A 13,389-nucleotide genomic window follows, 5' to 3' on the forward strand; every position below is an offset into this window, starting at 1 on the left:
TTGGAGCAAAGGTGGCAGAGGGGTTTTAATTTATTATGCAATTAATTGCATAATTTTGTTGCGATGCACAGTTTTGACACACCAAAAAGGGGGGGTTAGTTGGCTTGAATTTCGTTGAGAAACAATTCCAGTGCCTGTGTTCTTCCCAAGTTCGACGGATTGTAGCCCGCCGCATTCTTGACATGGTCCAATACTTCCGCACTGCGCAACCAAGGCAGCAAAATATTCATTGCTGGGTATTGCAAATCGCTGTTGTGCAATACCAAAAAATATCGTTCTTTCGACACTGGACGAAATTGCAGGGCGTAATGGTCAGCTGCAGCTCGAATGCCCAAGCCCAAATCACCGTGTCCTGCTGCAATGGTACAGGCCACTGCCAAATGGGAGTTCTCTTCGTGAAAAAATCCCGGCAAGTCTTCTGCCTTCAGGCAGGCCTTGGTGATCAAGGCATCCAGCTGGTGGTGGGTGGATGAAGCCGAGTTGCGGTTCACCAGCAGAGCACGCTTTTGGGCCACATCCTCCAAAGTTGGGGGCTTGGCGGCTGGGCGGCTCATCCAGCCGATGTCGCGCTCGAACAGTTCAATCACACTGAGGTTGGAACCGCGCAACCAGCGCCGCATGATGTGATGAACATGGGAGTGTTCCTCAAGGCCAACCGGCAAGTGGCAACCAGCAACGCGCACTTCACCGCGGTGCAGGGCCGAGAGTGCCGCGATACTGCCCGACCAGCGTAGCGACAGTTGCAGTTTTTTGTACAGTGCGGTGTTTTGAAACAGGTTTTGCAGCACCAGGTCGTCGCTCAATGCCAGGCTGATCCAAGGCTTGTTTTGATCGACATCCAGCCATTCGGCGTTCAGTTGCTCGCCCACGGTACCCAGGTCGGGGGCCACGCGCACATTGCCCTGTTCCACCATCCAGATCAACTTGTGCCCAAACCGGGTCAGGCAGGCACCAGCCCTGCCGTGTGTGGCTACCAGTTCTTCGCCCAGTAGTTGGTTGTATTGCTGGATTTGCGACCATAGGGTACGGTATGAGATGCCCAGCGCCTTACAGGCCAGCGAAATGGAGCCTTCCGAGTCAATGGTTTTAAGGGTGTTCAACATGCGCTGGTCCAGTTCAACAAACTGACCATCGTCTTTTTTCCAGCGGGCGGATATTTTTAGATTTAGCATTTACGGATACAGGCATGTCGATTGCTTGCATTCTGACAGATTACAAAATGCAGGAGACAGGTAATCATGATGTTCAGCAGTACAAAACAATCGATTGGTAAAAAGTCCCCGCTCGGGGTTTTCTTGGGCAGTGTCTTGCTGGTGAGCAATTTCTTCGCCAGCCCGGTTCTTTCAGCACCCGCCGAGCTTGGCGCAGTCAAAGGCGATTTGACCGGCGGTGATCCACTGGGTTCCATGCAGTGGCCCGACATGAAAGGTCAGTTCTTCGATGCGGACGCAAAAACCGTGTTTGATTCCCGCATCAAGGTCACAGTGCCCTTGTTTGCCGAAGATGCCATGAATGTGCCCGTGTCATTTGATGCTTCTGCCTTGGGCAAGGTAAAAAAAATCGTGGTGCTGGTGGACAGAAACCCGATTCGAAAAGTGCTGGAGTTCATTCCCGAGAAAGCCAAACCTGCCTTGAATTTCCGGTTCAAGCTGGAGCAAGCCAGCCCCATTCGCGTTGCAGCCCTGACTGAAGACGGCGTGTGGCATGTGGGCTATGCGTTTATTGAAGCGGCTGGCGGCGGGTGTACTGTGCCTGGCGCAACGCGGGCCGATGGCAGTTGGCCCCAAACCTTGAACAAAGTGGCTGGGAAAATGTTTGATGCCAACCAGTTGCGCGATGACGCACGTCTGCGTGTGCAGGTGTCGCACCCGATGGACACAGGTTTGGTGGCTGGTGTACCCGCTTTTTACATCGAAGAGATGATTCTGCAGGACAAGAACAAACAAGTGCTGGCCAAGCTATACCCATTTGAACCCGTATCGGAGAACCCTTTGTTCTCGTTTGATTTTGACAAAAAACCGGTGGGCCCGATCAGTTTGGTAGGGCGCGACAACAATGGCAACCGGATTGATGCAAAGGTTACCCAATGAGTTTGTGCAAAGCTGTGCGCGCAATAGTTGCCGTGTCCATGTTCAATGTTCTTGCTGCCCCTGCGTTGGCCGAACTGCCCAATGTTGCCAAACCAACACCCAATAAATCGACCCTTGATTACGGCTTGAAAGCCACCAGACTGGCGGGAGGCTGGTATGTCATTGCAGGTGCGAATGATGATTTTTCCCAGGCCAATGGCTGCAACATCATCAACACCGGCTTTTATGTGGATGAGGCCGGGGTGTACGTCATCAACACCGGAACCTCGCGTATTTATGGCGAGCAGCAGCGTGCCTTGATTGATTCAGTCAGCAAGAGCAAGCCGGTCAAGCAGGTGGTGGCACTGAATCTTCACCCGGATTATTTTCTGGGCAACCAGGCTTACCCCCAGGAATCACTGGCCGCGACGAAGCTGACCATCCAGGGCATCAAGGCGGAAGCCGAATTGTATGAAACCAACTTGTACCGCTTGTGTGGCGACTGGATGAAGGGCACGGAAAGCGTATTTCCCGTGCAGACCATTGTGCCGGGCAGGTTGAAGACCTTCGGGGACAAATCCATCGAAACCCTGGAGTTAAAAGGCCACACTGATTCGGATTTGGTGGTGTTTGATCCGGAAAGCAGGGTGATGTGGGCAGGGGGCCTGGTGTTTTACAAGCGCATTGTGACCACGCCGCATGCCCAGTTGAAACCCTGGATTGAAAGCCTCAAAAAACTGCAAGCCATGAAACCCAAAGTGGTGGTGCCCAGTCATGGTCCTGTGAGTTGGGGTAGTGAAGCGATTGACCAAACGCTGGATTACCTGACCTGGCTGGACAAACGACTCACTGATGCAGCCAATATGGGCGAGGAAATCAATGATGTAATGAGGAAAGGTGCTCCCGAGCGATTCCGGAACTTTGCCGCTTACCCGGCCGAGTTTTATCGCAATGTGACCAATTTGTATCCTCTATATGAGAAGCAGGCTTTGGGCGGATTCTGAGAAAAATCATCAGGGTTAACGCTGTACCAAGTGTGTCAAAAAGGGACAGTTTGTGTGTTGCTGAACAGGTGCGCTGTTGCAATGTCACAAAACTGTCTCTTTTTTTGTTGATCGCGGTGAAGGAAATCACTCAAATGAGGGTGTTTTCTTAAAGTACTGATTTTATTGAATAAAAAATTTATTTAGATGAATTATTCTACTTGGCATGAAGCTTGCGCTAGGTTGTCACTGGGTAGCCCCGACTCTGCAAACGAGGGGCGAGAACCTCAAAGTAACGGATGAAGAGAGGAGAAACAAATAATGCGCAAAACTCTGCTTAGCGCGATGGTAGCAACCGCACTGGCGATTCCCGCAGTGGCTTCGGCCGCTGTGACAGACGCAATGATTCAAAACGATGCCAAATCCACAGGCGACGTGTTGTCCTGGGGTATTGGTACAGAGGGTCAGCGTTACAGCCCATTGAAAGACATCAACGTATCGAACATTGGCAAGCTGGTTCCAGCCTGGTCATTCTCGTTCGGCGGTGAAAAGCAGCGTGGTCAGGAAAGCCAGCCGCTGATTCACAACGGCAAGATGTTTGTCACCGGTTCCTATTCACGCATTTACGCACTGGACGCTGCCACAGGTGAAAAGCTGTGGAAGTACGAACACCGTCTGCCAGAAGGCATTATGCCTTGCTGCGACGTGGTGAACCGCGGTGCCGCCTTGTATGACAACCTGGTTATTTTCTCGACACTGGATGCCCAGTTGATCGCTCTGGACCAGAACACCGGTAAGGTGGTTTGGAAGGACAAGATTGACGACTACGCCGCTGGTTATTCCAACACTGCTGCACCCATCATCGCCAATGGTTTGGTGTTGACAGGCGTATCTGGTGGTGAATTTGGTGTGGTAGGCCGCGTTGAGGCCCGCAATGCCAAGACCGGTGAAATGGTATGGCTGCGTCCAACCGTTGAAGGTCACATGGGTTACGTGTGGGACAAAGACGGTAACAAGAAGGAAGCTGGTATTTCCGGTACCACGAATGCCACCTGGAAAGGCGACATGTGGAAAACCGGTGGTGCAGCAACCTGGCTGGGCGGTACATACGACAGCAAGACTGGCTTGGCCTACTTCGGTACTGGTAACCCAGCTCCCTGGAACAGCCACCTGCGCCCCGGCGACAACCTGTATTCCACATCCACAGTGGCAATCGATGTAAAAACCGGCCAGATCAAGTGGCACTACCAGTCCACACCGAACGACGGTTGGGACTACGACGGTGTGAACGAGTTCGTGACCTTCGACATGAATGGCAAGCGTGTTGGCGCCAAGGCTGACCGCAACGGCTTCATGTACATCAATGACGCTGCAACCGGCAAGCTGGAAAACGCCTTCCCATTCGTGAAGAAGATCACATGGGCCAAGGGCATCGACATGAAGACAGGTCGTCCGATTTTCGATCCAGCCAACCGTCCTGGCGATCCTACTGCCAAAGATGGCAAGAAGGGTGAGGTTGTATTCTCTGCACCATCTTTCCTGGGTGGCAAGAACCAGCAACCCATGGCTTACAGCCCTGACACAGGTCTGTTCTATGTTCCTGCCAACGAGTGGGGCATGGAAATCTGGAACGAGCCAATCACTTACAAGAAAGGTGCTGCTTACCTGGGCGCTGGTTTCACCATCAAGACATTGCCTGGCTTTGACTACATCGGCGCCCTGCGTGCGATGAACCCCAAGACTGGCAAGATCGAATGGGAAATCACCAACAATGCGCCTCTGTGGGGTGGTGTTCTGACCACTGGCGGTAACCTGGTGTTCTGGGGTACTCCAGAAGGCTTCCTGAAGGCGGCTGATGCCAAGACCGGTAAGGAAGTATGGAAGTTCCAGACTGGCTCCGGCGTGGTTGCACCTCCCGTGACCTGGAAAGGCAAAGACGGTCAGCAGTACGTGGCTGTTGTGTCTGGTTGGGGCGGCGCTGTTCCCCTGTGGGGCGGTGACGTAGCCAGCAAGGTGAACTACCTTGAACAAGGTGGCTCCGTGTGGGTATTCAAGCTGATGAAGTAATCGGTTTGTGAAGTACATCAAACCGCCCCGTGTGGGGTGGTTTGGTGAGTAGTGAAGTAGTAGAGCGTTTTAGAAGTGTTGTCATTTTCACCCCCAAGTTTTCTGCCTGCTCCGCAGGGAACTTATTGACGCAAACGGTTTAATCAAATTGCTCCTTGGGACCTTTTTCCAGCATTGATTGGGAGCCGGAAAAAGTTGTGGCGGTTTGAGAGTCTCCTAAACGAATGCGTCTTTTCAGCCCGGCCTTGAGCCGGGCATTTTTTCGCCTGAAGGTTTTAGAACTTGTAGGACACTTGGCCTGAGAGGATGAATGCATCGCCCTCGGCTGTGCCAAGAATGCGGCTTTGAGCTCCACCAGCGCCTTCAGTGCTGTCAATTTTTGCCTTGTCGGGCATCACATACTGAAAGGCCACATCGAAGGTGGTGGCTTTGTCGAACTGGTACTGTGATCCCACGGCAAAAGTAATTCGGTTTTCATCCGGCAAGCGAACTTTGCGACGCTCGTCGGGCACTGGGGTAATGTCATAAGCCAAACCGGCTTTCAGGTTGATGGTGTCGCTGTACTTGTAAATACCACCCACCGCAAAGCGCCAGCTGTTTTTCCATTCGTAGTCTTGCACTGGAATGGGCGCAGCGCCTCCACCTGCATTGACACGGTCAAACTGCAGTTTCTGAATGGTTGTCCATTCGGTCCATGTGGCGTCTGCCAACAGTTGCCACTTGGGATTCAACTCGGTGACGCTGGAAATGCTCAGTGAAGAGGGCAGGCGGATCTTGCTGCTCAAGTCACTATTCTGCGTGGCCGCGGCCGGGCCACTGAATGTGACATTGCCTTCGAGATCCTGTTCGATTGCTGAGCGATAGGCGATACCTACGCGTGTTGCTGGTGTGACTTGACCCATCACACCCAGGTTAAAGCCATAACCCCAACCGTCGCCAGCAATAGTGGTCAGCGACTCAGTATTCAGCCCCAATACAGTGGAAGAACTGAGCTTGGCATCCAGTTTTTGAGCTGACACGCCGACGCCTGCAGACCACTGTTCATTGAACTTGTAGGACAGCGACGGGTTGATGTTCAATGATTTGATGTCAGAGGTGATGCCCTGAAAGCGACCAATCCAGTCGGCTTGATAATCAGTTTTCAAACCAAACGGAGTGGCCACAGAAAAACCGAAATTGATCTTGTCATTAAAGGGCACAACCAGATGAAAGTTAGGGATGTAACCTTCTGAACCGAAATCACCCACATTGCGACCAGGGTTCGCAGGCATTGCAGCAGGAGAAGTAGACCCTTCGTTGTTGAATTCGCTATTCAAGTCGATGTAGTGCCCACCCAGCACCACTTGACGTTCTTTCAAGCGGCTCATGCTGGCTGGGTTGAACCAAGCTGCGCTGGCGTCTTCGCCAATGGCGGCTTTGCCCGCATAGGCCACACCGGCACCACTTGCGTTTTGCTCGAGCAGGGCAAAACCTGCTGCTTGTGCAGTGCCTGCAAGGCTCAAGGTGGCGATTGCGGCACCAATGCTTTTGATTTGGAAAGGGGATTGTTTCATGTCGTCCTCGTAAGTCCGTTTTTGAGAATGGAATTTTCGAGGACATTGTAAGTAAAAATACGAACGACCGTGCTAATGCACTGTAGAGTTTTACTCTATAAATCCTAGGTATAATTAGTATTTTACTGGTTTAGGGGTACTGCCGCGCCGCTTTGCGAAAACTTCCAGGTGGCCACACTGAGCATGATCACGGTTGCGCCAATGAGCACCAAAGTGGCAAACATCAAGCCAAATTCTGCGTGGCTGCTGAACGCATGTCGCAGCAAGTCGACACAGTAAGAAAATGGATTGAGCAAGGCTACCCAACGTGCCAGGGCCGGCATGGGTTCGATGGGGTATAAGGCACCGCTGAAAAAGAACACCGGGAAAATCACGAAGTTCATCATGACGGCAAAGCCGTCAATACTCTTGGCAAAGGTGCCACACAGTACACCCAAGGCCGCGCACGCCAAAGCTGCCAAGGCGGCGCCAGGCAGCAGTACATGTAACTCAGGCCACAAGGTACGACCAACCCATGGCAGTACGTCTTGTAAATCAAAGCCCAAGGGAAACAGAAGGGTGTACAGGCCTTCAAGCGCGAGTAGCAAGGTGATCAGCAAGCCCATTTGAACCAGCGCACCTATTGCGGCCCCGAGGGTTTTTGCAATCAGGATGTGGTGTGTTTTGACAGGGGCGGTCACCAGCAGGCGCATGGTGCCGGCGTCTTTGTCCAGCGCAATGCTCAGGCCACCCACCATGCCGCCAAACAGCAGTGTCATGCCCACAATGCCGGGTAGCAAACGTGCGGTGTAGTCACCGCCGGCCAAAGCTTGCATGCCGCCACCGATGATCCACAACCACAGCACAGGGCGCACCATGGCTGCTGCAAGGCGATCTCGTTGCTTCAACAGCTTTTGGCTTTCGCGGCGTATTACAGCCCAGTAAAAATGCATCAACATCTCAGTGGGCTCCACCGTTCATTTTCCAGACAAACCAGTCCGCCAGGGTGGCTGTGCGCACGCTGGTGACGCTTTGGTCGGGCAATTCATCCAGCGCTTGTGCAGGTGTGCCCAGCCAATTCAATTCACCTTGGTGAAGAAAACCGACCCGGTCGCAACTGTTGGCTTCGTCCATCAAATGCGTCGCAATGAAAATAGTCAGTCCGTCAATCGCCTGCAGGGTCTTCAAGGTTTGCCACACGCTGTTTTTGGACGGCACGTCCAGCGCAGTGGTGGGTTCGTCGAGAATAAGAACGCCGGGTTTGTGCACCATGGCGCGTGCAATATCCACCAGCCTTTTTTGCCCGCCAGACAAACTTCCCACCGTGCGGTGTAACCAGGGCTGGATCGGGAAAATGCTGTACAAGTGTGCCAGGTTTGCTTTGGCCTGCGTTTTGTTCAAACCTTGCAGGCCCGCTGCAAACAGCAGGTTTTCCTCCACGGTCATGAAGCGGTCCAGTGATACCGATTGAAAGACAAAGCCCAGGTTTTTGCGGGCCAGGTCGGCGGCCCTGCGGGTGCTGTAACCCAGCACCGAGAGCTCGCCCTGGTCGGGAGTGATCAGGCCTGCGATCAGGCTGATGAGCGTGGTTTTACCGGCACCATTGGGCCCGAGCAGGCCGAACATTTCGCCTGAATTCAAATCAAGGCTGACATTGCTCAGTGCCCGCCGTTCTCCCCAAGAGAAGCACAAGCCCTGTGCGTGCAGGCGGATGGTGGTGTCGATTGCGGTGTTGGTGGTGTTCAAGTGCCGTTTTTGCTGAGGTGCAAGCTGTTGTGATCGCTGCGATACCATACCACGGGCACCTCGGTGGTATTGGCCAATGCTTGCTGTTCAGGCTTCTGAACCTTCAGGTAATCGTTGGGATTGTCGCGACGCTGCGCCGCATCAACGAAGGCGATTACTTTGTCATGATCAGGTGATTTGTGGCATACCGGGTCGGCGCTGGTGGCGTCGCCTGTGATCAGGTAGGCCTGGCACCTGCAACCGCCGTAATCTTTGGCCTTGTCGGGGCAGGTTCTGCAGGGGTCCTTCATCCACGCATCGCCACGGTAACGGGTGAATCCATCGCTCTCGTACCAAATGTGTTCAACCGTGCTGGTTTTTACATTTGGAAATTCAAAGCCGGGCAGCATGCGTGCGGCCTGGCAGGGCAAAGCGGTGCCGTCGGGGCTGATGCTGAGAAATACATTGCCCCATCCGCTCATGCAGGGCTTGGGGGTTTTCTCGAAATAATCGGGCACCACGAACAACAATTTCATGCGGTTGCCCAACTTCTCGCGCCACACGGCTACGCGTTCTTCGGCGTGTTTTAACTGTTCATGGGTCGGAATCAGGGCAGCCTTGTTTTTAAATGCCCAGCCGTAATACTGGGTATTCGCCAGCTCCAGGTATTCAACGCCCAGTTTGACAGCCAACTCAATAATTGAATCAATGTGGTCGAGATTCAAACGATGGAGTACCACGTTCAACACCATGGGCCAACCGGCCGCTTTCACAGCGCTTGCAATTTCCAGTTTCTTGGCAAATGTTTTTGTATCACTCAGTGCATCATTTGCGGCCTGGGTTGCATCTTGAAAACTCACCTGGATGTGGTCGAGGCCAGCGGCTTTCAGGGCATCAAGCCGTGCGGGTTTCAGGCCGATGCCTGAGGTGATCAAGTTGGTGTAGTAGCCCAGTTCATGGCCATAGGCCACCAACTCTTCGAGGTCGTCTCGAAGCAAAGGCTCACCACCGGAAAAACCCAATTGAACTGCACCCAGCGCACGGGCCTGCTTCATGGTGTCTTTCCACTCGGCAGTGCTCAATTCATGCGTGTTGGTCTTGTAATCAACCGGGTTGTAGCAGAACACACAATGCAGCGGGCAGCGGTAAGTCAGTTCAGCCAATAGCCAAAGTGGGCCAGCGGGGCGAGTGTTGGTTGAACTCACGCCTGTCATGCTTCCAGCCAGTTTCGTCGAGTGGCCTCTTGCAGCATGCTTCGCACATCCGCTTCCAGTCCGCTTGCGTTGAATTTCGCTTCAAGCGCAGCGACAATATCGCTCACGGTGCGCGTACCGTCACACAGCAGCAAAATTTCACTGGCGGATTGGTTCAGCTTCACCATGCCCTCTGGGTAAAGTAACACATGGGTTTTCTGCGCCTCTTCGTATTGCAGGCGAAACAGGCGGTTCAGCTTTGGGCGCTCCGGTAGCGTTGGGTTTGTCTCTGTGTTCATTGTTTTTTTCGTTTTGTTTTTGCTGGCTCGTTCGGATAAGCCAGTGCTATTGCATCTGACATGCTCCACAGCACATCCAGTTTAAATTGAAGAATTTCAAGCGCGCGCTCTTGTTGCGCACGGGTCTTGAAATAATTCAAAGTCACTTCCAGTCCATGTTCGACGTCGCGTTGCGCCAGGCTGATTCGTGAGCGAAAATAATTCAGTCCTTCGGCGGCAACCCATTTGTAATCTTTGGGCCAATTGCTCAGGCGCTGTTTGTGAATTTCAGGGGCGAACATCTCGGTCAGCGACGAGCACACCGCCTCTTGCCATGGCGCACGGCGCGCGAAATTCACGTAGGCGTCCACCGCAAAACGGACACCTGGCAACACCAGTTGCTGGCTCCACAGTACATCCCTCTCAATGCCCACCGCTTCGCCCAGGCGGCTCCATGCCTCTATACCACCGGCATTGCCCTCCCAACCATCGTGGTCAAGAATACGTTGTACCCAACGGCGGCGGGTTTCACGGTCGTCGCAGTTGGCCATCACAGCGGCGTCTTTTTGCGGAATGCAAACCTGGTAATAAAAGCGGTTGGCCACCCAACCACGCAATTGTTCACGGCTTAATTTGCCTTCACGCATGGCCACATTGAAAGGGTGGTGTATGTGGTAGCGGTCGCCTTTGGCACGCAGACGTTCTTCGAACTCTTTTTTACTCCACGCCTTGTTGCTGCTCATGCAAGAATCTCCATGCCGTCATAAGACACTTCAATTCCATTGTCGGCCAGAATGGCGCGTTCGTCGCCATGCTCGTACAAAATCGGGTTGGTGTTGTTGATGTGAATCAGGATTTTGCGCTGGTGCTCGAATTGGCGAAGCTGACTGATCATGCCTGAACCACGCTTGCCTGGTTTGTCGGTTTGCGGCAGGTGGCCCATATCGGCTGCCATTTTTGTTGAGAAACCCTGTGTGACCATTTCGTCTTCGGTCCAGAACGTGCCGTCCACCATCAACACGTCAGCTTGTTGCATGTAGGGCAGAATATCGGGCGTAATTTCTCCGAGGCCCGGCGCATAAAAAACCTTCTTGCCCGTGTTGATGTCTTCGATCAGCAAGCCAATGTTGTCGCCACGGCGTTGCGCATATCGGTTCGGCGAATAGGGCGGCGCTTTGCTGATCAATGGAATTGATTTGATCTTGATGCTGTCCATCGGGCTGATGGTGAGGGGGTCGTCGCATTCGGTACACAAAGGTGTCCATTTCACGCCGCAATAAAATCCCAAAGTGGGTACCAAGGGCAAACCATTGGTGAGGTCTTCCCACACTGCGGGAGTGGTGTAAAGGCGCATGGGTATTTTGCCTTCACGCATCATCAACAGGCCAGTGGTGTGGTCAAATTGCGCGTCCATCAAAATGACGGCAGAAATACCGGTGTCGCGTGGTCCTCTATTGGGTTGTAACTCTGGGGTATTTTTGATTTGCGCAAGAATATCGGGCGACGCGTTCACGAGAATCCAGTTGGCCGACCCGTCCGATATGGCAATCGACGACTGGGTGCGCGCAGTGTATCCAGGCGCTCTGGCCCTGACAGCTTGGCAGTTGTTGCAGTTACAGTTCCATTGTGGGAACCCTCCGCCTGCTGCGGAACCCAGAACTTTGATTTTCATAGTTGCTTTTTTTCAGGGGTAAAAAAAGCCCCGCCAGCCGAAAGGCTATCCGGGGCTGTGCGAACCGTCAAATTAACGGTTGGCGATGTACATGGTGATTTCGAAACCGAAACGCATGTCAACGAATGATGGTGTAGTCCACTGCATGAAAAATCCTCCTTTTGCTTTATTGAAATGCACCTTGGCTCACGGCTAGGGTGAAGAACTTGGCTTGCGCCGTTTTGTTCGTCCTCAGAGTGTGAATAGCAATTCCCGTGCCTTAGGGGGCCGTCTGTCGGCATTTTTGTAATGTGGAAAATGTGCGCTGGAGTTGATGTTTCAGTTGTTCAAACTGTTGCAGTTTGAAACACCCAGCAAAAAGGCGCGAACCTTTTGAGTTCGCGCCTTAGGACAATCGTTAACGGAGGGTGGTTAACGATCAGAAGAACAAGATCGCGCCGACTGCGATTGTGTTCTCTTCACCCTTTGGTGTACCAGCGGGTGCAAAGCGATACTGCTCTTCGCGGGTGATGTATTCACCAGCGATGGTCAGACTTGGTGTCAGGTTGTGATACACGCCGAGAACCAACTGGCTTGTCTCGTCCAGCATGATTGCTGCATCATTGCTTGTAGCGTCCAGAGTGGATGCGCCGTAGTTAATACCAAATTTGGTGTTGCCCACTTTGTATGTGGCTTGCACCAAGTAGCCGTCAGAATCACGCTCTTGGCCTTGGAGGTCCGCGCCACCAAATCCAATCAAAGTGGTACCCAAGCCTTCACCAGTGAAGTAATTGCCCACTAAACCCAGGTTACCAAAGTTCAGCGCCGCGCCAACTTCATACCCGGCGATGTCGCTCTGGGCATTGTTACCTGTGACAGCGGGATCGTCTGGCAATGAGTCGCGGCTTTGATTAATCAAAGCGCCCCATACCTTGCCTGCGTCACCCAAGCTGTATGTTGCCAAGGCTTGCAATCCAGGTGAGTCTGCTTCGCCACGTGGGGTTTTAGGCTGGAATACACCGGCAGACAAGCTAAGGTTGCCGATGGCTGGGGTGGTGTAAGTAATCTGAGGCTGGAACTCAGTATAGATGTAGCCCGCGCCAATAGAACCCAATGTGGTGTTCAAGGCACCATTAAAGCCAGAGCCGCCACCAACAGCCAGCAATGACATATCATTCAAAATTGCGTTTTGACCGAATAGACCAATGTCACGACCGGCCTTGATTGTACCCATGCTCTCATTGCCGAACTGCAAGAACACACGGCGTTGGTCACCAACCAACTGGCCGGACGTGCCAGTACCCGCGCCAGTGAAAGTTGTGCCTGGATCGATAGAAATCACGGCCTTCAAGTCGTAGCCGGCCTGTTTGGTCGATGCTGAGAAAATAATAAAGCCGGGCAGCAGACCGTTTTGGATTGAAGTGCGGTCTTGTCCAGTTGCAGTGCCGCCGCAAACGCCCAAAGCGCCGTCAGCTGCTGCACCGGCATTGTCGCAACTCGTCGTGTTGTAGTAAGCGTTTACCGAGCCGGAAATGTCCATTTCCCACTCGCCGGCCTTGAAGCCGATCGCGTGTGCCGAGGTCCCCATTGCTGCCAAGATGGAAGCTGCTACTAATTTTTTGCTGATCATAAGATCAACCCTCCAGTTTTAGTTTTTAAAGGTTGTTGCTTGTTTGTCTTCTAAAGCTCGCCAACACACCGCAGAGTAGCGCTGGCTTGAGGGGACTAGGGCAAAAGACATGCCAGTATTTAAGTTATTGATTTTATGGAAATAAATATAAATGTAGGGCTTTTGATGACAGGATGAGGCAGTGCAGTTGCTTTGCGCCAGGCGGTGCGCTTTGAAACAGGATTGTGTGTGGCTGGAGCAGGTGGATGACAGTTTTGTGAC

At 52.9% G+C, this 13,389-nt stretch carries 13 protein-coding genes; 3 read left to right on the plus strand and 10 right to left on the minus strand.

The window, feature by feature from the left end; all coding sequences use genetic code 11:
* Positions 1–95: 95 nt before the first annotated feature.
* Positions 96–1,172, minus strand: coding sequence for a substrate-binding domain-containing protein (locus A0129_RS00435; protein ID WP_291711374.1), 1,077 nt, complete (start codon positions 1,170–1,172; stop codon positions 96–98).
* A 66-nt stretch (positions 1,173–1,238) separates the two neighbouring features.
* Here A0129_RS00435 and A0129_RS00440 point away from each other — a divergent pair, with 66 nt between their 5' ends.
* The 3 genes from A0129_RS00440 to A0129_RS00450 all read left to right on the plus strand — a co-directional run bounded on the left by A0129_RS00440 (position 1,239) and on the right by A0129_RS00450 (position 5,119).
* Positions 1,239–2,090 (plus strand): quinoprotein dehydrogenase-associated SoxYZ-like carrier, encoded by an 852-nt coding sequence (locus A0129_RS00440; protein WP_291711375.1) that lies wholly within the window; start codon positions 1,239–1,241, stop codon positions 2,088–2,090.
* Positions 2,087–3,073, plus strand: a complete 987-nt coding sequence (locus A0129_RS00445; RefSeq protein ID WP_291711377.1) for a quinoprotein relay system zinc metallohydrolase 1 — start codon at positions 2,087–2,089, stop codon at positions 3,071–3,073. The genes A0129_RS00440 and A0129_RS00445 overlap by 4 nt, the downstream gene beginning before the upstream one ends.
* A gap of 300 nt (positions 3,074–3,373) precedes the next feature.
* Positions 3,374–5,119 (plus strand): PQQ-dependent methanol/ethanol family dehydrogenase, encoded by a 1,746-nt coding sequence (locus A0129_RS00450; protein ID WP_291711379.1) that lies wholly within the window; start codon positions 3,374–3,376, stop codon positions 5,117–5,119.
* Positions 5,120–5,394: 275 nt separating this feature from the next.
* On the opposite strand, the gene A0129_RS00455 is transcribed toward A0129_RS00450, so the two are convergent.
* The 9 genes from A0129_RS00455 to A0129_RS00495 form a co-directional block, all read right to left on the minus strand.
* Complete coding sequence (locus A0129_RS00455; protein WP_291711381.1) at positions 5,395–6,672, minus strand: OmpP1/FadL family transporter; 1,278 nt, start codon at positions 6,670–6,672, stop codon at positions 5,395–5,397.
* A gap of 122 nt (positions 6,673–6,794) precedes the next feature.
* The gene (locus tag A0129_RS00460; protein WP_291711383.1) at positions 6,795–7,610 is read right to left on the minus strand and encodes an ABC transporter permease; all 816 of its coding nucleotides are present in this window, start codon (positions 7,608–7,610) and stop codon (positions 6,795–6,797) included.
* A gap of 1 nt (position 7,611) precedes the next feature.
* Positions 7,612–8,397, minus strand: coding sequence for an ABC transporter ATP-binding protein (locus tag A0129_RS00465; RefSeq protein ID WP_291711385.1), 786 nt, complete (start codon positions 8,395–8,397; stop codon positions 7,612–7,614).
* Complete coding sequence (gene pqqE, locus A0129_RS00470) at positions 8,394–9,590, minus strand: pyrroloquinoline quinone biosynthesis protein PqqE (RefSeq protein WP_291711387.1); 1,197 nt, start codon at positions 9,588–9,590, stop codon at positions 8,394–8,396. The genes A0129_RS00465 and pqqE overlap by 4 nt, the downstream gene beginning before the upstream one ends.
* On the minus strand, positions 9,587–9,868 hold the full coding sequence (pqqD, locus tag A0129_RS00475) for a pyrroloquinoline quinone biosynthesis peptide chaperone PqqD (RefSeq protein WP_291711389.1): 282 nt from the start codon (positions 9,866–9,868) through the stop codon (positions 9,587–9,589). Before pqqD ends, pqqE begins: the two co-directional genes overlap by 4 nt.
* Positions 9,865–10,590: a pyrroloquinoline-quinone synthase PqqC gene (pqqC, locus tag A0129_RS00480; RefSeq protein WP_291711391.1), complete on the minus strand. Its 726-nt coding sequence runs from the start codon at positions 10,588–10,590 to the stop codon at positions 9,865–9,867. The genes pqqD and pqqC overlap by 4 nt, the downstream gene beginning before the upstream one ends.
* Positions 10,587–11,519 (minus strand): pyrroloquinoline quinone biosynthesis protein PqqB, encoded by a 933-nt coding sequence (pqqB, locus tag A0129_RS00485; protein ID WP_291711394.1) that lies wholly within the window; start codon positions 11,517–11,519, stop codon positions 10,587–10,589. Before pqqB ends, pqqC begins: the two co-directional genes overlap by 4 nt.
* Positions 11,520–11,591: 72 nt before the next feature.
* Positions 11,592–11,666, minus strand: coding sequence for a pyrroloquinoline quinone precursor peptide PqqA (pqqA, locus tag A0129_RS00490; protein WP_083797182.1), 75 nt, complete (start codon positions 11,664–11,666; stop codon positions 11,592–11,594).
* Between the two features lie 271 nt (positions 11,667–11,937).
* On the minus strand, positions 11,938–13,128 hold the full coding sequence (locus A0129_RS00495; RefSeq protein WP_291711396.1) for a porin: 1,191 nt from the start codon (positions 13,126–13,128) through the stop codon (positions 11,938–11,940).
* Positions 13,129–13,389: the final 261 nt, after the last annotated feature.

The organism is Limnobacter sp. CACIAM 66H1, assembly GCF_001601825.1.
Lineage (GTDB): Bacteria > Pseudomonadota > Gammaproteobacteria > Burkholderiales > Burkholderiaceae_B > Limnobacter.